The organism is Haloterrigena salina JCM 13891 (genome assembly GCF_000337495.1).
GTDB lineage: Archaea > Halobacteriota > Halobacteria > Halobacteriales > Natrialbaceae > Haloterrigena > Haloterrigena salina.
Window position 1 is genome coordinate 1 of the sequence record NZ_AOIS01000060.1, and the last position, 20875, is coordinate 20875.

Annotated in this window: 20 protein-coding genes and 1 pseudogene; 12 read left to right on the forward strand and 9 right to left on the reverse strand. The window is 66.0% G+C overall.

Features of this window, described 5'->3' with window-relative positions:
• Positions 1-376 precede the first annotated feature (376 nt).
• The 4 genes and pseudogenes from C477_RS18585 to C477_RS18600 all read left to right on the forward strand — a co-directional run bounded on the left by C477_RS18585 (position 377) and on the right by C477_RS18600 (position 4063).
• Positions 377-1399, forward strand: coding sequence for a Cdc6/Cdc18 family protein (locus C477_RS18585; RefSeq protein WP_008896086.1), 1023 nt, complete (start codon positions 377-379; stop codon positions 1397-1399).
• 220 nt (positions 1400-1619) lie between these two features.
• Positions 1620-1820 (forward strand): annotated as a pseudogene (locus tag C477_RS24860) (ATP-binding protein); the annotation flags it as partial.
• A gap of 87 nt (positions 1821-1907) precedes the next feature.
• On the forward strand, positions 1908-2372 hold the full coding sequence (locus tag C477_RS18595; protein WP_008896088.1) for a response regulator: 465 nt from the start codon (positions 1908-1910) through the stop codon (positions 2370-2372).
• Positions 2369-4063, forward strand: a complete 1695-nt coding sequence (locus C477_RS18600) for a bacterio-opsin activator domain-containing protein (protein WP_008896089.1) — start codon at positions 2369-2371, stop codon at positions 4061-4063. The genes C477_RS18595 and C477_RS18600 overlap by 4 nt, the downstream gene beginning before the upstream one ends.
• A gap of 90 nt (positions 4064-4153) precedes the next feature.
• Here C477_RS18600 and C477_RS18605 read toward each other — a convergent pair whose 3' ends face one another.
• On the reverse strand, positions 4154-4480 hold the full coding sequence (locus tag C477_RS18605; RefSeq protein ID WP_008896090.1) for a 2Fe-2S iron-sulfur cluster-binding protein: 327 nt from the start codon (positions 4478-4480) through the stop codon (positions 4154-4156).
• 32 nt (positions 4481-4512) lie between these two features.
• Positions 4513-5895, reverse strand: coding sequence for a geranylgeranyl reductase family protein (locus C477_RS18610; RefSeq protein ID WP_008896091.1), 1383 nt, complete (start codon positions 5893-5895; stop codon positions 4513-4515).
• 169 nt (positions 5896-6064) lie between these two features.
• Between C477_RS18610 and C477_RS18615 the strand changes: the two genes are divergently transcribed.
• Both C477_RS18615 and dpsA read left to right on the forward strand, forming a co-directional pair.
• Positions 6065-6850, forward strand: a complete 786-nt coding sequence (locus C477_RS18615; RefSeq protein WP_008896092.1) for a TrmB family transcriptional regulator — start codon at positions 6065-6067, stop codon at positions 6848-6850.
• A 158-nt stretch (positions 6851-7008) separates the two neighbouring features.
• Complete coding sequence (dpsA, locus tag C477_RS18620) at positions 7009-7554, forward strand: DNA starvation/stationary phase protection protein DpsA (RefSeq protein WP_008896093.1); 546 nt, start codon at positions 7009-7011, stop codon at positions 7552-7554.
• A gap of 24 nt (positions 7555-7578) precedes the next feature.
• On the opposite strand, the gene C477_RS18625 is transcribed toward dpsA, so the two are convergent.
• Both C477_RS18625 and C477_RS18630 read right to left on the reverse strand, forming a co-directional pair.
• A complete protein-coding gene (locus C477_RS18625; RefSeq protein WP_008896094.1) occupies positions 7579-7980 on the reverse strand; it encodes a metal-dependent transcriptional regulator in 402 nt (133 codons plus the stop codon).
• A 251-nt stretch (positions 7981-8231) separates the two neighbouring features.
• Positions 8232-9149 (reverse strand): formyltransferase family protein, encoded by a 918-nt coding sequence (locus tag C477_RS18630; RefSeq protein WP_049914669.1) that lies wholly within the window; start codon positions 9147-9149, stop codon positions 8232-8234.
• A 137-nt stretch (positions 9150-9286) separates the two neighbouring features.
• Between C477_RS18630 and C477_RS23875 the strand changes: the two genes are divergently transcribed.
• Together C477_RS23875 and C477_RS18635 are read left to right on the forward strand one after the other, a co-directional pair.
• Positions 9287-9448, forward strand: a complete 162-nt coding sequence (locus C477_RS23875; RefSeq protein WP_008896096.1) for a hypothetical protein — start codon at positions 9287-9289, stop codon at positions 9446-9448.
• A 69-nt stretch (positions 9449-9517) separates the two neighbouring features.
• Complete coding sequence (locus C477_RS18635; protein ID WP_008896097.1) at positions 9518-10456, forward strand: 2-dehydropantoate 2-reductase; 939 nt, start codon at positions 9518-9520, stop codon at positions 10454-10456.
• Positions 10457-10770: 314 nt separating this feature from the next.
• Here the strand turns inward: C477_RS18635 and arcS are convergent, their stop codons facing one another.
• On the reverse strand, positions 10771-12528 hold the full coding sequence (gene arcS, locus C477_RS18640; protein ID WP_008896098.1) for an archaeosine synthase subunit alpha: 1758 nt from the start codon (positions 12526-12528) through the stop codon (positions 10771-10773).
• 457 nt (positions 12529-12985) lie between these two features.
• Positions 12986-13363: a TRAM domain-containing protein gene (locus tag C477_RS18645; RefSeq protein WP_008896100.1), complete on the reverse strand. Its 378-nt coding sequence runs from the start codon at positions 13361-13363 to the stop codon at positions 12986-12988.
• A gap of 108 nt (positions 13364-13471) precedes the next feature.
• Between C477_RS18645 and C477_RS18650 the strand changes: the two genes are divergently transcribed.
• Together C477_RS18650 and C477_RS18655 are read left to right on the forward strand one after the other, a co-directional pair.
• Entirely contained in the window at positions 13472-13945 is a 474-nt protein-coding gene (locus tag C477_RS18650) for an Lrp/AsnC family transcriptional regulator (RefSeq protein WP_008896101.1), read from the forward strand.
• A gap of 135 nt (positions 13946-14080) precedes the next feature.
• Positions 14081-14416 carry a HalOD1 output domain-containing protein gene (locus C477_RS18655; RefSeq protein ID WP_049914675.1) on the forward strand — a complete coding sequence of 112 codons (336 nt, stop codon included), beginning with the start codon at positions 14081-14083 and terminating at the stop codon, positions 14414-14416.
• Positions 14417-14575: 159 nt separating this feature from the next.
• Here C477_RS18655 and tgtA read toward each other — a convergent pair whose 3' ends face one another.
• Positions 14576-16051, reverse strand: a complete 1476-nt coding sequence (tgtA, locus tag C477_RS18660; RefSeq protein ID WP_008896103.1) for a tRNA guanosine(15) transglycosylase TgtA — start codon at positions 16049-16051, stop codon at positions 14576-14578.
• A gap of 2250 nt (positions 16052-18301) precedes the next feature.
• On the opposite strand from tgtA, the gene C477_RS18670 reads away from it, so the two are divergent.
• Positions 18302-19360, forward strand: coding sequence for a hypothetical protein (locus C477_RS18670; protein ID WP_008896105.1), 1059 nt, complete (start codon positions 18302-18304; stop codon positions 19358-19360).
• Positions 19361-19480: 120 nt separating this feature from the next.
• Here the strand turns inward: C477_RS18670 and C477_RS18675 are convergent, their stop codons facing one another.
• Positions 19481-20035 (reverse strand): NUDIX hydrolase, encoded by a 555-nt coding sequence (locus C477_RS18675; RefSeq protein ID WP_008896106.1) that lies wholly within the window; start codon positions 20033-20035, stop codon positions 19481-19483.
• A gap of 176 nt (positions 20036-20211) precedes the next feature.
• On the opposite strand from C477_RS18675, the gene C477_RS18680 reads away from it, so the two are divergent.
• Positions 20212-20487 (forward strand): PadR family transcriptional regulator, encoded by a 276-nt coding sequence (locus tag C477_RS18680; protein WP_008896107.1) that lies wholly within the window; start codon positions 20212-20214, stop codon positions 20485-20487.
• Between the two features lie 103 nt (positions 20488-20590).
• Here C477_RS18680 and C477_RS18685 read toward each other — a convergent pair whose 3' ends face one another.
• Entirely contained in the window at positions 20591-20830 is a 240-nt protein-coding gene (locus tag C477_RS18685) for a DUF7511 domain-containing protein (RefSeq protein WP_008896108.1), read from the reverse strand.
• Positions 20831-20875: the final 45 nt, after the last annotated feature.

Consider the following 20875-nt stretch of genomic DNA (forward strand, 5'->3'; position numbering starts at 1 on the left):
GTCGAACCGGTATCCGTCTCGAGTGATTGACGGATCGGCGACGTTCGCTGGCTCGGTCGGCCGCCGACTTCGAGCGCGTTGGACCGACCGTTTCTCGGTCGGATCGGCCGGTCGGTGATCACTGCTATCGAAGACGGGTTCACTCCGTCGGTCGACCGGACTCGAATCCGTCGAACGGCCGCGTTCGCATCCGCGAGCGACCTACCGTCCGGTAGACTTCCCAACTCGGCGTCGCTCGAGTCTGTGGCTATTGGCCCGTAACGAGCTAAAACGACCTCCATAAATCACATGCGACGATATAGAAAATCCGGTCGTTTCGGAAGTTTCGGAATCGGGACGGCATCGTTTACAACGGCCGACGTGTAACCGGGTCGGTGTGATCGTCGACGGTCGCGTCCTGCGCGAGGATTTCGTGCCCAGCGAGGTGGTTCACCGCCACGACGAGGTGAACCTCCTCTCGGAGTCCCTGGAGCCGCTGCTGTCCGATCGGCGAGCCGATCCCGCCTTCCTGTTCGGACCGACTGGCGTCGGGAAGACTTGCATCGCCAGGTACGCGCTCGGTCAATTGCGCGAGCAGGAGCCGTCGATCGACGTCGCCTACGTCAACTGCTGGCAGGAGTACACCCGATTTCGAGTGCTCTACGGCGTCCTCGAGGCGGTCGGCCGGACCGTCGACATCCACCGCTCGACGCCGAAGGACGAACTGTTCGATCGGTTGCGCGAGACGGACGCCCGGCCCGTGGTGGTTATTTTAGACGAGGTCGACCAGCTCGAGGAGACGGCCGCGCTCTACGACCTCCACCGGCTGGGGCACGTCTCGCTGGTGTTGATCGCCAACCGCGAGGAGGAGTTGTTCGCGAGCTTCGACGACCGGGTTCGCTCGCGGCTGCGGGCGGGGACCCGCGTCCGGTTCGACCGCTACGGGACCGACGAACTGGCCGGGATCCTGGCCGAACGGGCGGAGAAGGCCCTCGAGCCCGGCGCCGTGAGCGACGGCCAGCTGCGGACGATCGCCGACGCCGCGTCGGGCGACGCCCGCGTGGGGATCGGCATCCTCCGGTCGGCCGCCCGTCGGGCGAGCCGACGGGGACTCGAGTCGGTGACCGACGACGTCCTCGAGGCGGCGATTCCGGACGCGCGGACGGCGATCCGGCGCGAGACCGTCGAAGGGCTGATCGAACACCAGCGCGTGCTGTACGACGTCATCGCCGAGGCCGGCGAGATCGACCCGGGCGACCTCTACGAGGAGTACGAGCGTCGTGTCGACGACCCCAAGACCGAGCGGACGCTGCGCAACTACCTGACGAAGATGGTCCACTACGACCTGATCGAGGCCGTCGGCGAGCGCCGCGGGCGGACCTACCGACTCGTCGGCGACGACGCGGTCGGCCGCGAGTAGCGGCCGGCTTCGCGTTCGAGGACTTCGTCGCGACGACACGTCACGACCGGTGAGTGTACGCACCACATTTATACCCGGCAATCGACTTGTACTGTACTACTTGTATGGGGTGTTTCGACCAGCCGACGGGCCAGTTCCGGTCTCGCGTCCGCCGGCCGGAGACCGTCGCCGAACGCGGCCAGCGAACGCTCGAGTCGTCCGACTCCGATTCGCTTCCACTGTGGCTGTCGCCGGCGATTCGGACCGGCCCCGCCAGGCGGTCCGGTACCCGCGTGCCCACGCGAGTGCGGACGCCGGTCGGCAGACCCTACGTATATCTGTGTTCGCGGATAAACGTGGACAAGAGTGGACGATTTCAGTTCGCGATCGGGGGATCGGGATCGATCCGGCGGATACAGATCGCCGCTTTCAGGCGTTCGAGCGACTCCGCGGTGGCGAGGAGTCCGAGGAACCGGGATCGTGCCGGCGCCGTCCGAGACCGACACCGCGACTGGAACCACGACCGACCATGAGTGATTCGAGACAGTTCAAACCGGAGCCAGCACAGATCCTGTTAGTCGAGGACAATCCGGGTGACGTCCGACTGACCGAAGAAGCGTTCAAACAGGGCCGCATCGAGAACGACCTCCACGTCGTCTCGGACGGCAACGAGGCGCTGGAGTTTCTCTACCAGCGCGGCGAGTACGAGGACGCGCCGCGACCGGATCTCATCCTGCTCGACCTCAACCTCCCGCGGAAGGACGGCGAGGACGTCCTCGAGGAGCTCAAGGGGGATTCCGAACTGCGATCGATTCCGGTAATCGTCCTGACGAGTTCCCGGGCCGAGGAGGACGTCGTCAGATCCTACGAACTCCACGCCAACGCCTACCTGACGAAGCCGGTCGATCCGGACGACTTCATCGAGACGGTCCGGGCGTTCGAGAAGTTCTGGTTCTCCGTCGTCCGGCTTCCGCCGGAGGGTGAGGGCCAATGAGCGGAACGGACACGCGGGCCGACGCGGACGGAACGACCGCCGAGGTCGATACCCTGGAGATCCTGCTGATCGAGGACAACCCCGGCGACGCGCGCCTGATCCAGGAGATGCTCCGGGGGACCGAGGAGCTCGCCCAGCGGGTCAGCTCCGACGAATCGGCGGGGCGGACGCCGGAGATCAGCCGCGAGAACCGGCTCGAGGACGGCCTCGAGACGCTCGAGGGGTCGCCGGTCGACGTCGTCTTGCTGGACCTGAACCTGCCCGACAGCGAGGGGCTGCAGACGCTCGAGACGGTCCACGACGAGAGCGGGGCGACGCCCATCGTCGTGCTGACGGGCGTCCGCGACCAGCAGGTCGGCGTCCAGGCGATCCAGCGGGGCGCACAGGACTTCCTCGTCAAAGACGAGGTGACCAGCGAGCTGCTGGTGCGGACGATCCACCACGCGATCGAACGGGCCCGACAGGAGCGCGAACGCCGCCGCCAGCGCGAGCAACTCGAGGCGCTCAACCGGCTCAACCGGATCGGCCACGACATCACTCACGCGGTGATCACGACCGAAACGCGGGCCGACTTAGAACAGCAGGTTTGCGACCGGCTCGCCGAGTCCGACGCCTACCGGTTCGCGTGGATCGGCGGCGTCAACCCCGGCAGCGACCGCGTGGTTCCGAAGGCGGCGGCCGGCGTCGAGAACGGATATCTCGACGACATCGAGGTGACCGTCGACGAGGACGACGTGACCGGGCAGGGTCCGTCGGGGAAGGCGATCCGAACCGGGTCGGTGCAGGTGATGAGCGATGCGCAGTCGGACCCCGAGTTCGAGCCGTGGCGCGAGGAAGCGATCGAGCGCGGCTACCGGTCGACCGCGGCGATTCCGATCGTCCACGAGGATCTGGTCTACGGCGTATTGAACGTCTACTCCGAGTCGCCGCGGGCGTTCGAGGGGCCGGAGACGACCATCCTCGCCCGGATCGGCGACGTCATCGCCCACGCGATCACGGCGATCGAGCGCAAGGACGCGCTGGTCAGCGACGCCGTCATCGAACTCGAGTTCCGCGTCGAGGAGTTGGCCCGGCCGCTGATCCGACTCTCCTCGGAGGAGGAGTGTACGATCGCGTTCGAGCAGCTGATCCACGGGGACGAGACGCTGCTCGCGTACGGCTCGGCCCACGAGGTCGATCAGGACGCGTTTCAGGAGGCGGTCGACGAGACCGACGGCTTCGGCGACGTCCGCTTCCTCGCGGTCAGGCGCGACGCCTTCGAGTTCGAACTCGTGGCGCCGGCGGCCGTCTCGCTGTTCGAGACGATCGCGACCCACGGCGGCCGCGTCCAGTCGGCGACCATCGACGACGGCGAGTTCCGCTTCGTCGTCGAACTCCCGCGGGGTCGGGACACCCGCCAGATGATCGAACTCATCAAGGAACAGCGCGACGACGTCACCTACCTCGCCCAGCGGACCCGCGAGCGCGGCGACCGCAACGATTCCGGCTCGTCGTCGGTCCTCGAGGACGACCTCACCGAGAAGCAGCGGGCGGCCCTCGAGACGGCCTACTTTGCGGGCTACTTCGACTGGCCCCGCGAGAGCACCGGCGAGGAGATCTCCGAGCGACTCGGCATCGCGCCGGCGACGTTCAACCAGCACCTCCGGACGGCCGAACGGAAGTTCTTCGATTCGGTGCTCGGCGAGCAGTAGTCGGCCGGATCGCTCGTTCTCGGTTCAGTGTCGTCTGCGGGGTCGCCTGCTGGTCGTCGTTCGATCCGAACGGACGGCTTCCCGCTCCGATTACCCGTCGCGTTCGGCATCGTCGTCAGTCGACGCCTCGATACTCGGGGGATACTCGCCCAGTCGCAGTTCGAGGTCGGACCGCGGGCGCGCCATACAGGTCAGCGCGTAGGAATCCGCTTCCTCGGCGGTAAGCCCTCGCGCCGCGGGTTGAACGACGTCTCCGGCGACGATTTCCGCCGTACACGCGACGCACGTCCCAACTCGACACGAGTACTCCGACGCGATTCCCGCTTCCAGACACGCCTGCAGAATCGTTTCCGTTTCCGATACCTCGAGCGTGACGCCGCTGTCGACGAATTCGACCGTGTGTTTTGGGTTCGTCATCGTGATTCAACGCTCGCGTAAGTCGTTCGGGGCTAGTATTTCCGCTCGGCATCACAGATCGAGTGAAACTCGTCCATGATGGCGTCTCGACCCGTCTGCCATCGTTCGAACGCCGCCGGCGTCTCCGGGTACGACGCGTAGTGGTCGGCCAACTCCGTCGCGAGGTCCCGGACGCGGTACAGTTCGCGCAGTTCCGACCAGTAGCCGAACGTCGAGCGAAGCGTCTCGAGCTTCAGCCCGAGCCCCATCGAGGGCGTACCCGAGCCGCCGATCGCGTCCGCGAGTTGCTGGGCGGGCAGCGAGGCGACGATTCCCGACAGCGTCTCGGTGTCGTACGCCGTTCCCCAGACGTTGTACAGATCGATCACGGCGAACCGCTTGCCGAAGTCTGTCATCACGTCTCGGTTGTACTGCCAGAGGGCTCGCTCCGAGGGATCGCCCGTCGATATCGCCTCGATCGCCGCGTTCGCGGCCCAGTGTCCCGCGTTCGCTGCGCTGCCGATTCCGCCGCCGGTCACCGGATTGACGTGGGCGGCTGCGTCTCCGACCGCCAGATACCCCGGCGCGACGGCGGAATCGTACGGCCGGCGGGTCGGAAGCGCCGCACCGAGCTTGTTTTTGACCGTCGCGTTCTCGAACATCGGTCGTCGCCGGAGATCACGTCGTAACGCGTCGACGAGTTTCATCGGTTCCTCGGTCATCTGGAAGCCGAGGCCGACGTTGATTTCCGTCTCCGAGCGCGGGAAATACCAGAGGTAGCCCAGTTCGTCGGTGGGTTTGAACACGATCGCGTCGTCCCAGTCGACCGGTTCCGGGACCTCGATGATTTCCCGGTAGGCAGAACAGAACTGGGTGTACCGGACGTCCGTGTCGAAGGTCGTCCCCGAGAAATCGGCCCTGTCCTGAAGTATCGACAGCGCGCCGGCGGCGTCGACGGTTATCGGCGCCTCGTAGACGATTTCCTCGCTGTTCCGCTTCGCACGGACGCCCGTTATCCGGCCTTCCGTTTGTCGGACGTCAGTGACTACGGTATCGTATTCGATCGTCGCGCCGAGTCGCCGGGCCTCCTCGAGGAGGATTTCACCGTACCGTTTCCGATCGACGACGGCACCTCGCCCGCCGAACTCGACCTCGAGCTCCTGCTCGTGGTAGGGGTTCCGAAATACCGCACGACGGATGTTCCGGTTCGTAAACGACCCGTCCTTCAGGTAGTCGACGTCGATGACGTCGGGAAACGCGCTCGCGCCTTTGATCGCGTCACCGCAGGCGATACGGCCCGCTTCGGACTCGCTTTTCCGCTCGAGTACGACGACGTCGAGGCCGGCGTCGGCGGCCGTGGCGGCGGCGAACGTCCCGGCGGTCCCGCCGCCGACGACCACGAGATCGACGCGTCGGTGGGTGCTGGATTCGACCATCGAGTATCCGTAGCTGATCGCGCTGTTCGGTAAAATTGTTGAAATGTAGTGCCACTTTCGGTGCGTTTCTCGGTCCCGAGCGAACGCGACGAGCGTCGAGCAGACCCTGAATCGGCGATCGAACGGAAGATGTCGCAGGTATTTATACGTGGTTCGAGACCGAAATAATATGTCTGCGTTGCGCGAACTCGGCGTATCGAGCTACGAGGAGTCCGCGTATCGGACGTTGCTCGTGACCGGTCCGTCGACCGCCGCGGACGTTGCGACGGCCAGTGACGTCCCGCGAGGGCGGATCTACGACGTTTTGAACGGGCTGAGTGCCCGACGGTTAGTTCGAACGCGATCCGGCGATCCGAAGCGGTACGTCGCCGTGGAGCCGGAGACGGCGGTCGACCGACTTCTGGCGGAGCGTTGGGACGAACTGGTCACGAAGTGGACCCGCTCGCTGGAAGTCGCCGACCGGCTCCGCTCGGACCTCGTTCCGCAGCCATCGCGCGACGGACACTTCTGGCCGGGATCGCTCGGCAGCGACGGGATGCTCACGGCCCTGCGACACCACGCTCGAGCGACCGACGAGCGGGTGCGGATGATCGCCGGGATTCCGTACGAGTACGCCCGAGCGGACGCCCTCCGTTCGGAAACGGACGTCTTCTTCGAGGAACTCGCGGGGGATATCGACGTCGACCTCGTCTGCAGTGCGGGTGTCCTCGAGAAACTCGCGGATTTGATTCCGTCGGCCGCCGCCGATCACGCCGCCGACGTTCGAGTGCGAGGGGTCGCTGATCTGCCCCTCTCGTTCGACATCGTCGACGGGACGACGGCGACGATCGAGGTCCCCCATCCGCGGACGAACACCGATCGGTTCGGCGTGATCGGTCTCACCGACTCCCGGATCGTCGACCGACTCGAGCGACAGTTCCAGCGACTCTGGGACGAGGCGACGCCGGTGTTGTGATCGTTCGAGCCGCCGTCCCTGCCTTCCTCGAGACTCCGTCGATCGTGCGGCTCGCCGCGAGTTTTCGCTACTCGGCTCCCGGTCGGATTTAGGTCGTGCGAAAAATTATAAGAATATTGAAAAGTTATATGTGGGTGGGCGTTCTCTACTAGATCGTAATGAGTACGCAGAAGTCCGTTCAGCAGGAGGCCGGCACCGTCGAGGAGAACGCGCTCAGACTCGAGCCCGAGAAGGCCGAGCAGATCATCGAGGCGCTGAACCGCGACCTCGCGGATTCCTACGTCCTCTACCACCAGCTCCACAAGCACCACTGGAACGTCGAGGGCGCGGAGTTCCTCGATATCCACGTCTTCCTCCAGGAGGTCTACGAGGATGTCGAGGAGGCAGCCGACGACCTCGCCGAGCGGCTCCAAGCGCTGGGCGGCGTTCCGCACGCGAACATGACGACGCTGGCCGAGAAGGCCACCGTCGAGCCCGAGGACGAGGACGTCTACGACATCCGGACGTCGCTCGAGAACGACCTCGAGATGATGGGCGACATCATCGAGAGCAACCGCCAGCACATCGAACTCGCCGAGAACTTCGGCGACCACGCGACTGCCGAGATGCTCCGCGAGCAGCTCGTGACCATCGAGGAACACGCCCACCATATCGAGCACTACCTCGAAGACGACACGCTGGTCCTCGAGTCAGCGACGAACTAACGCAGTCGACGCGAACTCCCGCGACTACTCGACGGACGGCGGCCGTTCGTCCGCTTCCGCTTTTTCCGCGTCGAGCAGCGTTTCGGCGACCCGTTCGGTGACGACCGAACTGACGCTTCCCACGAGTTGCATCGCCTCTTGCCGCGGCTCCGGGAGTTCGAGGACGTCCCGAAAGAACGCCGACAGGACGACGTAGCGCTCGTGGAGCTCGGCGGCCGTCTCCCGCCCGCGGTCGGTGAGCGTCGCCCCCTCGTACGGCTTGTACTCGAGATAGCCCTGGGCCTCGAGCCGCTGGAGGGTCTCCGTCGCGGTCGACGGCGACCGGTCGAGTTCCTCGGCGACGTAGCCGGGCGCGATCGGTTCCTCGCCGTCCGCCTCCCGGGTCGCGCGATAGATCACCAGCAGGTACTGGGGCGCGTCGGTCATGCGCGACGGCGACGGTACTGATCGGCGGGCGGCTGGGTCCCCCTGTCGGGCGCGTCGAGCGAGCGCTCGCACGCCGGCGGGGCCGACGGTCGTCTCGGACTGCGCTTCCGAACCGGATCGCCTTCCATGCGATTTAGGCTTACCTAAAACGTTAAAGTAGTTGCGACTGGCGACCGTTCGATCCGGAACCGTCGAGGACAGGGTTTCGACGGCGTCCATCGGTTCCCGCGAGTCCCGCCACCGATGAGCAATCACTCGTTCGGTATCTCCGTCGTCGGATCGGTCCGTTCGTCCGACGACCGCACCGACTCGAGTCGGCCGGCGAGGTTCCGCAGGAGGACGCGGCTCGAGAAGCGGAGCGTCCGCCGGCGATCCCGGTAATAGAACGGCCCGAGTTCCGCGTCGGGAACCGTTCGGGGCGTGACGGTCGGATCGGACAGCTTCTCGATCCCGTCGGAGAGGAGCCGGATCTGGAGCGCCGCGAGGCGGTCGAAGACGTCCCAGAGCGTCCGGCAGTCGGCGATGCTCGTCTCTTCGTAGGCGACGACCTCGCCGCCGTCGATCGACTCGTTCAGCCGCTGGAGCGTCGTCCCGGCGCGGTCCCGCCCGTCGTGAAAGATCGCCGGCGGTCCCATCCCGCGATAGCGACGGATATCCGCCGGATGGAAGCTCACTACGCCGTGTTCCGGCGCGGTCAGGACGTCGCCGCGGAGCAGTCCGAACCCGAAGCGGACGACGACGTCGCAGCGGTCCGCGAGCCGGGAGACGATCCCCGGCGGGAGTTCGTTCCAGCCGTCTTCGGTCCGCGGCCGACACTGGACGTGATCCGCGTCGGCGAGCGCGTCGACGCTCTCGGTCGCGCGTCGGTGCCACAGCGGCCGCTCGTCGCCGAACAGCCGTCCGAGGCTTCGCTCCGCGAGGACGGCCGTCCACGCCCGCTCCTCGCGGAAGACCTCGACGAGTTCGACGACGTCCGCGAGCGAGAGGTGGTCTTTGCTCTCGTCCCACGACTCGTCCCCGACCGCCGTGCCGGCGGCGTTGTGGACGACGAGCGGAATCTCGACGTCGACGGCGGCCTCGCGGCGGAGTCGCTCGAGCGCGCGGACTTGCCACTCGTAGAGGGACGGTTCCGCCAGTACGCCGACCGCCATCTGCCCACCCCCGGACATGCGGCGGACTACCGGCGTTCTACCCTTTGTTACTCGCGCCATTCTGGCCGAATATTCGTCCGAAATCGGGACACTCCGCGGGAGGGACGGGTTTGGCGACCGAAAGGTCGAGGTGGTCGTCGGGCGTACGCTCGCCCGTGACCGACGAGACCGACGGGGTCGACGACCGCGGTGACGACGACCGCGATAGCGCCGACGTCGCCCGCGCCCGTCGCGAGTGCGACGTTTGCGGGACGTCCGTCCCCGCGGCGACCTACCGCGAGCACCTGCTCAAGGAGTGTCCGGGAGAGCCTCGCTGACCGGCCTCGAGACCGAATTCGATCTCGCGCGCCCGCAATCCCTTTCACCGATCTCTCCGTACGGTCGGTATGAAATTCGCCGTCTTCGGCGCCGGCGGTGTCGGCGGCTACCTCGGCGCGCGACTCGCCGACGCGGGCCACGAGGTCCACCTGATCGCGCGGGGCGACCACCTCGAGGCCCTTCGATCGGACGGGCTGCGACTCGAGAGCGTCGCCGGCGACGCGACCGCCGATCTCCCCGCGACCGACGATCCGGCTGACATCGGTCCGTGCGATTGCGTCCTGTTCTGCGTGAAGTCGTACGATACGCGCGACGCCGCCGGTGACCTCGAGTCGCTGCTCGGCGAGGAGACGGCGGTCGTCTCCTTTCAGAACGGCGTCGACAACGAACGGTGGCTCGCCGAGGAGATCGGCGACGAACGCGTCGTCGGCGGCGTGGCCTACATCTTCTCGACGATCGGGGAGCCGGGCGTCGTCGAGCACACCGGCGGTCCGGCGCGGTTCGTCTACGGCGAACTCGACGGGCGGCGAACGGAGCGGATCGAGGCGCTCGACGACGCGCTGTCGGAGAGCGAGGGCGTCGACGCGGTGCTGGCCGACGACGTCCGCGTCGAACTGTGGCGGAAGTTCGCCTTCATCTGCGCGCAGGCCGGAATGACCGCCGCGACCCGGCTTCCGGTCGGCGAGATTCGGGACACCGACGCCTCGTGGGCGATGTACCGGCGGCTCTTGGAGGAGGTCTGTACCGTCGCTCGGGCGGAAGGCGTCGACCTCCCGGACGGCCTCGTCGACGAGTGGCTCGAGTTCGCCCGGGGGCTGGATCCGGAGATGTCCTCCTCGCTGCAGTACGATCTGACCCACGGCAAGCCGCTGGAACTCGACGCGCTCCACGGCTCGGTCGTCCGGCACGCGGCCGACTGCGGCGTCGACGCGCCGATGAACGAGGCCGTCCACGCGATCCTCCGCCCCTGGGCCGACCGGAACCGGAAGCGCGAGAGCGACTCGTGATCGGCCGCTCGAAATCGGACGCCTCGGAAGCCCATTCGGATCGGTACGATTGCGTCATACCGACCGTTCGCGGGGCTATGGGCTCGTTCTCTCGCAGTGAAACGCAGGGAAAACCCTATCTAAATCGTCGGACTCACAGCGATCAGTGACTGGACAGCGCGGCTCTCGGATCTGGGAGTGTCCGGAGTGTGGCCGATCGGTGAACCGTTTCGTGAACGGCTGTCGGTGTCCGTCCTGTCGGGAGACCGTCGCCGAGGAGTGTGGCTGCGAGCCGGTTCTCACGACCTGACGGTGGATCTCTGCTCGAGCGCGCGCTACTTCTCTTCGACGTGGCGGACTTCGCAGGCGATCCCGCGGGAGCTCTCGCGCATCTCGCGGCCGAACATCTCCGCGCGGCCGACGGCGAAGGCGTTCGGCCCCTCGACGACGACCTCGTCGCCGACCCGGATCTCGTCGTCGGCGTCGACGACGCCCGGCGCGAGCACGCTGCCGTGGGGGACGAAGCCGTCGATCTCGACGCGCTTCGTCGGGGCGTCGCTGTCGACCCACCGTTTCGCGCCCTCGAGCGTGAAGGAGAGCGTGCCGTACTGGGGGACCATCGTCGCGAGCTGGGTCTCCTCGCTATCGCGGACCTGAATCTTCGGGTAGCGACTCGTCGTCTGGATGTCCTCGAAGAGGTCGTCGCCGGCGCCGTCGCCGAGCAGGTAGTCCGCGATGGCGCGGACGGTGTTGTGCTCGCGCTCGCGCTTGGAGTACTTCAGTTCGCCCGACAGCGCCGTCCCGAGGTTCGAGAGGGACTCGTCGTCGGTGGGGTGGCCGCCCTCGGGGACGGTGTACGTGATATCGAGGTCGAGGGCCTCCTCGACGCGGGAGACGATGTCGCGGTAGCCCTCGTCGGGGACGTGGGCGATGATCTCGGGGTAGTCGTTGCGCTCGAGGTAGCGCCGCAGGACCTCGCTCACGAACTGCTTCTCGTCTTCCGACCAGCGACCCGTGACGACGGTGTCGTAGTGCTGGGCCGGATAGGTCGTCTCGAGTTCCTGGGGCACGACGCCGATGGGGCTGGTCATCGAGACGAGGTGGGCGCGCCACTGGATGACGTCGTGGAACTGGCCGTGGCTCTGGGACTCGCTGTACGGCTTCGTCGCCGAGCAGGGGACCAACACCAGCGGGTTCCGGAAGCGGTTCCGGTAGCGCGTTGTCACGCGGTCGGCGTACCGCTGGATCTCGACGCGGCGGAGAGTGTCCGCTGTCGCGGCGGTGATCTCCGCGTCCCGGAGGATCGGCGTGCGCTCCTCTATGTAGCCCCACTCCGAGTCCAGTTCGCGCACGGCGGCGGTGAGCCACTGGTCGTGGCGGGCCTGTCCCTCGACGTAGTCTCGGAGGCGGCCGTCGCGGATGCGCCGGCGGACGATGCCGAGTTCGGCCGCGAGGGCGTTTCGGTTGTGCTCGGCGCAGTCCTCGCGGGTGAACTCCTCGCGGGGTTTCTGGCAGGCCGAACACGAGCACGGGAGTTCCTCCAAGTCCTCGAGGAAGTACGCCTCGTCGGTCGTGAGATAGCGGCCCTCGGTGCCCTTCACGACCGCGGCGGTCTCGTCGAAGAGGTCGACGCCGGCGTAGGCCAGCACGGCGACGTTGCGCGGCGTGGCGACGCCCGAGAAGTAGAGGGCGGTGTCGGTCGGAATCGCCTCGCGGACGTTCACGACGGCCTCGACCAGCGCCGCGCCGTGGCCAGTAATCGACTGGACGTCGGAAACGGCGTAGGCGTCGGTGTCCTGCTCGTCGACGCGTTCGCTCGAGACGACCGCGACGCTGGGGTAGTCGACGTCGGGCTGGTCGACCGCGAAGGACTCCCGGACTTCCTCGGCGGTGCCGCCGGGGAACGCCCGGTGGGGGAGGACGGTGAGCGTCGATTCGTCGCCCTCGGGAAGCTCCCGATCGGCGCTCCACAGCGACCCCGCGTCCTCAAGGACGTCGTCGACGAGCGCGGGGGTCGTGACGGGCGACTCGAGTCGGAGTTCGCCCACGCGAGCGGCCCCGTCGCGCTCGTGGACTTCGAAGTAGTCGGTCATACCCGATATGGACGGGGGAGCGCGAAAGAGGCTGTCGGTCCCGGCGCCGGAATCGCGACCGACTCTCCGTCTCGGCATTGAATGTAATGATTAATAGGCTCGGGAAAATTATATGAACGTCGAGGTCCTTGCCGCTATCAATGACAGAACACTACGAATGTTCGAATTGCGGCTCCGAGCTGCACTACCGAACGACGAAGCACAACGGCTGTCCGAACTGCGGCACCGTCCCGCTTCACAGCGCCGACTGAGAACCCGACCGTCGCGCGATCGATCACGCTGACTGCTGACTGATCCGCGAGTTCGGTGTGTCCGCCGATTGTCGCGGTACCCGATATTCTATTCGACGACGTATGTGAATCGATACCAACGGTCAGGAGCGCCGAGACGCCGGTTTTCTCTACCGCGGTTCTCCGGAACTGCACCGCTCTACGCGGCTCCGCGGAATCGCACCTTTCTACGCGGTTCCACGGAACCGCGCCGTCGCCGACGTGTGGCCGCGGTTGAACGAGAGCACCTCGAGTTCGATCACGTCGCCGACCGAGAGGTCGCCGGGGACCTCCTCGACGAAGACGACGAACCCCTCGATCTTGCAGACGGCCCGCCGCTCGCCGGTGTGGTGTTCCGTGAACTCGTGGACAGCGGCCTCCCTGACGTCGCCGAGATCGACCGGCGGCTCGCGCTCTTGGGCCGCCTCGTGTTTCTCGTAGGACTGCCGACGTCCCGCCGATCGACCGCCCCGGACGCGCTTGCGCAGCCACGATCCGACGACGAGAACGACGAGCACACCCGCGACGAGGGCGAACACACCGACGGGCGACGCGGCGCCGAGCATACGCGAGGGTGGCGTCGCGTTCGCCTTTGCTGTTCCGATGCCGCGCCGTCGGCGCCACGGCGACGGGCCGAACCAAAAGCGCTTGCTGCTGGCCCCGAAACTAGCGCTATGGCGTTCGAACTCGACGAGATCGACAGGGGGATCCTCCATCGGCTGCAGGGCGACGCCCGCCACACGACGGCGGCGGACATCGCCGGCGACGTCGGCGTCACGGCCAACACCGTCCGAAACCGCATCCGACGACTCGAGGAGGCGGGCGTGATCACCGGCTACGTCCCGATCATCGACTACGAGCGGACGGCGAAGTCGATACACATGGTTGTCCAGTGTACGGTACCGATCCACGAGCGCGGCGATTTAGCGGAGACCGCCCTCGGGGTCGACGGCGTGGTCGGCGTCCGCGAACTCATGACCGGACACCGGAACCTCCGGGTCGATCTCGCCGCCGAGAACAGCGAGGAGATCACGACCGCCGTCAGCCGCCTCCAGCGCGCCGGACTCGAGATCGAGGCGGAGGAACTCATCAAAGCCGAGTACCGCCAGCCGTTCGACCACTTCGGAACCGACGCCGTCGATAGCTAACTGCGAGCCCCGATTGATCTCGACCCCGATCCGAAACCGGCGATATTTTTCGGAAACCGAGATGAATGCCGATTGCATTTCGGTAGCCCCGAAATACCCGCTACCCTTTTATGGATGGGAACGGTTGAGTACGACGTGAGTAATTCATTCATCGGTTCGATCGACGACGGGTTCGACGGGGACATCAGCATCGCCGTCGTCACTGCGGTCGCGGCCGAGCGCGACGTCGAGCCGACCGAGCTACCGCCCCTCTACGAGTCGATCGACCCCGATGCCCTGGACGCCCTCTTCGAACCGACGCGAACGAGCGGTCCGCGCCGCGGTCGTCTCGAGTTCACCTACGACGGCCACGCGATCGTCGTCGAGTGTGGGTCCGACCTCGAGATCACGATCGACGGCATCCCGGCAACGGCCGAGCCGATTTCGGCCGGCCGCGCCGATCGACTCGGCGACTCCCCGACCGGCGCCTGAAGCGCCGGTCGACCGCGACGCTGCCGCAGTCTCCGCGTCAGCCGATCGCTGAATTACTGCTTTTCAATCACGTACCGCGGAGAGTCGTCGAAACCGTGTTCGCTCTCCTCGCGATTCGTCACAGCGGCCGTCGACGCCTGAACGGCTCGAGGGCGGCGATCAATCCGACGTGAGATCGATCAACTCGACGGACTCGGGAACGCGCTCGAGGACGCCGGCGGGCCAGCCGCGGTGGCCGAGCGCGAGGTCGGTGTCGGGGTTCACCTCGGCGAGTCGCGCGACGCCGTCCGCCGCGGCCGACAGGGCCGCGCGGTCGGTCCGCTCGGGAACTTCGGCCGTGAGCGGGTAGGACCGCGAGAGCGCCCGCGGGAAGGGACCGAACGGCGGTTCGACCCGCCAGGAGTCGTCGAACTCGTCGCCCCGGGCCGGCTGTCCCTCGGTGAGAAACAGCGAGTCGGGGACGGAGAGGCGCTCGAGGCGCCGGTGGTGGCGGACCACCTCCGGCCGGCGGGCGCTTTCCGACGAGACGTGGAAGAACGCGCCCTTCGAGACGGGATCCGATCGCTCGAGTTGCTCGGCGTGGTCGAGCAGCGCTCGGTAGCCGTCGAGCATCGTCGGGTGCGAGCGGGCGCGTTGCTCGACCAGTTCCAGCAGGTTGCCCGCGCGGATGGCCTGTTTGATTCGGCGGATCTCCGCGAACGTGACGTGGAGGTTGTGAGCGGCCAACTCCTCCTCGCGTTCGTCGTCAGGAAGCGCGCGGAGGTCGTCCGGCGAGTGGCTGGTGCAGACGGAACACGAACACGGCAGGTACTCGAGGTCCTCGAGCAGCCGCGTGCCCCGGACCGTGAGGTAGCGGTCGTCGCGGGCGTAGAGCGCGTAGGCGGCGGAGTCGAACAGGTCACAGCCCATCGCGACGCCGAGCGCGAACATCATGGGGTGGCCGGCGCCGAAGAGGTGGACCGGCGCGTCGGCGCCCAGGCCGCGCTTGGCGGCGGCGACGGCGTCGACCATGTCGTCGTACCGGTAGTCGTTCATCAGGGGGACGACCGCGCCGACGGGGAAGACGTCGAGGTCGGTGCCGTCGGCGTGGCGGCCGGCCGCCTCGCGGAGGTCGGGGTAGGTCGATCCCTGCACGGGCGCCGACACGAGCATCTCGCCGGTGTCGACGCCCTCGGCGATCTCGAGGCGTTCCTGGGTCGTCTCGAGTTCGCCCTCGGCGCGGTCGCGAGGGACGTCCGGCGGCGTCGGAATGTCGACGGGCGTGGCGATGTCGGAGCCGATCTCGTGTTGGAACTCGAGGATCTCCTCGGTCGTGACGTCGATGTCGCCGTATTCGGAGAGCTGAAAGGAGCCCGAATCGGTCATGATCGCGCCCGGGAAATCGAGCAGTTCGTGGAGGCCGTCCTCGAGGGCCCGCTCGCGGACGTCGTCGGTCCCGTGGATGATATACGAATTCGTGATGAGGATCTCGGCCCCGAACTCGTCGGCGAGGCGACGAGGGGCGATCGTGTCCAGATTCGGATTGATCACCGGGAGCAACGCCGGCGTTTCGACGGTGACGTCGGCCCGCGGAACGGTAAGTTCGCCGATACGTCCGCCCGCGTCGGTGTCCCGGAGTTCGAAGCACTCGCGCATCGACCGGCCCTTCGGCCGTCGGACGTAAGTCAGTGAAGGTTTGCGACCGATCAGCTGTCGGAACACTATCCGTTTCGGAAACGTCCGACCCGAACGCGCCGGTAAACGTCTCGTTCCGACCGGTCTGATATAATCCGCCATCGCCTGCAAGCACAAGTTCGATTTTACTCACCGAGGTGACAATTACCATCCGATTCGGCTCGTTCGACTCCGGACCCGTGACAGTCATCGATCGGGACAGGTGAACGCGAGATTAGGGACCGTTGCACGGTTCCAACACTGCTTTTCCCCGAGATAATCTCGAAACAGTCGCCTCGTTTTAGCCGGAAACCGGTGGTAGGAACCATCGCAATGGTTTCACGACTACAGAAGCTCGGCGTTGCGTTCGTCGCACTGATGGTCGTACTATCCGGGGGTCCTGCCCTGGCTAGTGCGTCATCGGGCGCGAACGATGACGCCGGAGACATGGGCGACGCCGGAGACGTTGGCGAGTCGAGCGCGACACTCGAGAGCGTGCAGGTCGAGACGCTCGAACTCGATAACGTCACCGTCGAGAACGCGACGATCGAGGAGCTGAACGTCGAGGAGTTCGACGCGAACGTGTCGGCGCTGCAGGAGGAGCTGGACGGAAACCAGACGAACGCCTCCGAAGACGGTAACGCGACCGGCGAAGCGAACCTCACCGACATCCAGTTCGAACAGCTCGAACTCGAGGACGTCGAACTCGAGGAGTTCGAGGAGATGAACGAGTCGGCGAACGACTCGGCGATGAACGAGAGCGAGGACAACGAGTCCGACGGTCTCGGCATCTCCGACGAGGAAGATAACGAGTCCGACACCGCTGCGGCGGTCCAGGAAGACGAGGACGACGGCATCGGTCTCGACGACAACGAGACCGAAGACAACGAGACCGAAGATAACGCGACCGAAAACGAATCCACCGGTCAGAGTCTGATCAACGAAAGCACCGAGGAGGTCACGATCCAGAACCTGACCATCGAGACGATGGACGTCGGCGAGCTGACCGTTGAGGAGCTGAACGTCGGCGAAGACGCCGGGATGAACGCGTCCGCGAACGACTCGACGATGAACGAGAGCGAGGACAACGAGTCCGACGACGGTCTCGGAATCCTCGGCGACGACGAGGAGAACAACACGTCCGACACCGCTGCGGCGATCCAGGAAGACGAGGACGACGGCATCGGTCTCGAGGACAACGAGACCGAAGACAACGCGACCGAGGACAACGAGACNACCGCTGCGGCGATCCAGGAAGACGAGGACGACGGCATCGGTCTCGAGGACAACGAGACCGAAGACAACGCGACCGAGGACAACGAGACCGAAAACGCGACGCAAGAGTTCGAGAACGTCACGATCGAACACTTCGACGTCGACGAGATCACGATCGAATCGATGAACGTCACCTCCGTCGAGGAAGCCGACGCCGGGATGAACGCGTCCGCGAACGACTCGGCGATGAACGAGAGCGAGGACAACGAGTCCGACGACGGTCTCGGAATCCTCGGCGACGACGAGGAGAACAACACGTCNACCGCTGCGGCGATCCAGGAAGACGAGGACGACGGCATCGGTCTCGAGGACAACGAGACCGAAGACAACGCGACCGAGGACAACGAGACGATGATGGACAACGAGAGCGAGGGTGAAACCATCTCCAACCTCTCCGCGTCCTCGATCACCATCGGTAACTCGACCGTCGACACGCTGACGTTCGGCGACGCGAGCGAACTCGACGAAATCGGGAGCGAGGAGCCCGAAGACAACGTGACGGCGAGCGAAGCCAACGAGACGGAAGACAACGCGACCGAGGATAACGCGACGGAAGACAACATGACGGAAGATAACGCGACCGAAGAAGACAACGCATCCGAGAACGACTCCGAGGACGACGGCGGACTGTTTGGCTGATCGGGACGAACGCCGCGCGATCGATTCCGTTCCGATTACCCTGCAATTGCGCTTTTTTTCGGCCCCCACTGATCGCGAGTGGAGACACCGCCCGTCGCCAACGGCGAGCGAACCGCGGGCGCTGTCGACACGTCCAGTCGCCGACGGACGCGGATTACCGGTCTCGACCGGCTCGAGTGCGGGACGAAACCGCCGGTCGACGCGCGAACGAAGGGCTGATTAGCGGCCGCTGGTCGCGTTCAAATGCGGCGTTTCTCCGGGAGAATTCTGTAACAGTCGCCTCGTTTTAGCCTGGCTCGACTGGTACGTCCGATCGTAATGACTTCACGAACGCATTCGGTCGGCGCGGTGTTCGTCGCGGTGGCGGTCGCGCTCGCGGGGGGTCCCGCCCTCGCGGGGGCTGCGATGGGGACGAACGCCGACGCCGGAGACACGAGCGACGCGGGCACCGCGGCGACACTCGAGAACGTGCAGGTCGCGACGCTCGAACTCGAGAACGCGACCGTCGAGAACGCGACGATTGAGGAGCTGAACGTCGACCAGCTCGACGCCGCACAGGAGGACCTCGAGCAACTCAACGAGTCGGTCGAACGGAGCGACGAGGGCGGAAACGAGAGCGGGAACGAGACCGACGCCGGGGGCGAGGACGAGAACGACACCGCAAGCGGTGTGAACATCACCGACGTCGAACTCGAGCGACTCGCGCTCGAGAACGTCTCGCTGACGGACCTCGAGTTCGACGGCGAGCAGGTGGGCAGCGCCGGCGAGAACGCGTCCACCGGGAACGAAACCGGCGAGAACGCGTCCAGCGACGGGGACGCGGTGATCAGCGACGACGCCGAGACGGTCGCCGTCCAGAACCTGACCATCGAGACGATGAACGTCCAGCAGATGACGATCGATACCATCGAAACCGAGGAGGACGGCGGGATCCTCAGTCAGGTCGGCGACTTCATCGGTGACATCTTCGGCGGCGACGACGAGTCGGAGGGCGACGCCGGTAACGCGTCGGCCGACGAGGAGATCGAGAACCTCACCATCGAACAGTTCGACGCCGAAACCGTCTCGATCGATACGCTGTCGATCCAGACCATCGAGGAGGCGGACTCGACCGCGGACGGGAATCAGACCGCGGAGGGAGACAACCAGAGCGAGGACAACGCCTCGGCGATGAACGAGACGACGTCGGACAACGAGACGGCCGATAACGAGACCGGCGAAACCGTCTCCGAGGCCTCCGCGACGTCGATCTCGATCGAGACGATGAACACTGACACCGTCACCCTCGAGGACGCGGCCGACCTCGAGGCCGCCGTGCAGGCGGGAAGCGAAGCGAACGAAACCGTTAGCGGGAACGAGGGGAACGAGACGGAGTAGCACCGGCGCGAGCGACTCGAACGCGAGCGCGTCGGGCCGATCGTCGGCGACGGACGAACGATCGGCCACCCGGCCCAGATCATTTTTGCGACCGTCGCCGGCGATCGACCGTCCTCGAGGCTACGCCTCCGCGTCGAACAGCCGGTGGTACGAGACGGCGAGGACGGTCCGCCCGTCGCGGATCTCGCCCTCGCGGACGGCCTCGAGCAGCTCCTCGACCGCCGTCGGCGCCACGCGAATGCTCTCGTTGTGGTCGAGTTGCTGTTCGGCGGTCGGCCGACAGCCGCGGGCGACGAAGACGTGCAAGACGGCGTCGGCGATGCCGTTGGCCGGTTCGACGGTCACCAGTCGCTCGAGGCTCTCGGCCTCGTGGCCGGTCTCCTCGGCCAGTTCGCGCCGGGCGGCGGCCTCGAGGTCGTCGTCGTCGGGTTCGGTGCCGCCGACGGGGAGCCCGCGGCTGACGCGGTCGACGGCCTGGCGCCACTCCTCGATGCAGACGACGTCACCGTCGGGGGTGAACGGGAGGATGCAGACGCTGGCGGGTTCCGAGAGGTAGTCGAACTCGGTTTCGGTGCCGTCGGGCAGTCGAACGCGTTCGTTAACGACGTCGAAGCCCGGACAAGTGTAGGCTATTTGGCGATCGCGGGTCTCCCAGGCGAGTGGATCCGTCGGCATACCGGGCCGTACGGCCGTGGCTCTCAAAAACGCCCCGTCACGGAAGGCGGACCGAATCCGGACGGTGATAGCGGTCGTTACTGTGTCTATGTCCGACGTTCCGCCGTGACGGCTGTCCGTACTCGCTCTATAACAAAGTCACAGATGAGAGAAGGTCGTCACTCAGAGGGTGATCCATGGATCAGCTAACTGGCTTCCAACGTGACTTGCTGTACGTGATCGCAGGGAAGGATCGGCCGTCCGGTCAGGAGATACTCGACGACATCAACACATACATCGATCAGCCGGTCACCCACGGCCGGCTGTATCCCAATCTCGACACGCTCGTCGAGAAGGAACTCGTCGAAAAGGGACAACTCGACCGGCGAACGAACTACTACGCGCTGACGCCGAAAGGACGACGAGCCCTCCGGCGTCGCCAGGAGTGGGTCGACCAGTACGTCGACGTCTAACCCCTCCTGAGCGCCTTTCATCTCGACACGCCGTCGCGGCCGTCCGTAGCGGATCGACCGTCACCGAGTAGCCGTCGCACCCGGTTCGCCGTCGTTATCTTCGTTACCGAGCGTCCTCGAGATCGACGACCGTCTCCAGATCCGCACTGAGCCACGCCGTCAGCATCGCCTCGGGCGGTTCGTCCCGCGGCACGAGCGTACAGCGATCGCTGTCGGCGCTGTAGCGGACGACGACCGCCTCGAGGCGGACGTCCCGTTCGGGGCCGTCTCGAGGGTCGTCGGTATCGGTCGTCCGCGCGCCGGCCGTGTCGGATTCCGTCCGTGGGTCGGGTATCTCGTCCATGATCGTCCGAAGCGTCAGTGACGCAACACCGTCTATAGGAGCGGC

Coding starts and splice junctions, on each gene's coding strand:
- C477_RS18595 (WP_008896088.1), top strand. CDS start 1,908: ATGAGTGATTCGAGACAGTTCAAACCGGAGCCAGCACAGATCCTGTTA.
- C477_RS18600 (WP_008896089.1), top strand. CDS start 2,369: ATGAGCGGAACGGACACGCGGGCCGACGCGGACGGAACGACCGCCGAG.
- C477_RS18605 (WP_008896090.1), bottom strand. CDS start 4,480: ATGACGAACCCAAAACACACGGTCGAATTCGTCGACAGCGGCGTCACG.
- C477_RS18610 (WP_008896091.1), bottom strand. CDS start 5,895: ATGGTCGAATCCAGCACCCACCGACGCGTCGATCTCGTGGTCGTCGGC.
- C477_RS18615 (WP_008896092.1), top strand. CDS start 6,065: ATGTCTGCGTTGCGCGAACTCGGCGTATCGAGCTACGAGGAGTCCGCG.
- dpsA (WP_008896093.1), top strand. CDS start 7,009: ATGAGTACGCAGAAGTCCGTTCAGCAGGAGGCCGGCACCGTCGAGGAG.
- C477_RS18625 (WP_008896094.1), bottom strand. CDS start 7,980: ATGACCGACGCGCCCCAGTACCTGCTGGTGATCTATCGCGCGACCCGG.
- C477_RS18630 (WP_049914669.1), bottom strand. CDS start 9,149: ATGTCCGGGGGTGGGCAGATGGCGGTCGGCGTACTGGCGGAACCGTCC.
- C477_RS18635 (WP_008896097.1), top strand. CDS start 9,518: ATGAAATTCGCCGTCTTCGGCGCCGGCGGTGTCGGCGGCTACCTCGGC.
- arcS (WP_008896098.1), bottom strand. CDS start 12,528: ATGACCGACTACTTCGAAGTCCACGAGCGCGACGGGGCCGCTCGCGTG.
- C477_RS18645 (WP_008896100.1), bottom strand. CDS start 13,363: ATGCTCGGCGCCGCGTCGCCCGTCGGTGTGTTCGCCCTCGTCGCGGGT.
- C477_RS18650 (WP_008896101.1), top strand. CDS start 13,472: ATGGCGTTCGAACTCGACGAGATCGACAGGGGGATCCTCCATCGGCTG.
- tgtA (WP_008896103.1), bottom strand. CDS start 16,051: ATGCGCGAGTGCTTCGAACTCCGGGACACCGACGCGGGCGGACGTATC.
- C477_RS18670 (WP_008896105.1), top strand. CDS start 18,302: ATGACTTCACGAACGCATTCGGTCGGCGCGGTGTTCGTCGCGGTGGCG.
- C477_RS18675 (WP_008896106.1), bottom strand. CDS start 20,035: ATGCCGACGGATCCACTCGCCTGGGAGACCCGCGATCGCCAAATAGCC.
- C477_RS18680 (WP_008896107.1), top strand. CDS start 20,212: ATGGATCAGCTAACTGGCTTCCAACGTGACTTGCTGTACGTGATCGCA.
- C477_RS18685 (WP_008896108.1), bottom strand. CDS start 20,830: ATGGACGAGATACCCGACCCACGGACGGAATCCGACACGGCCGGCGCG.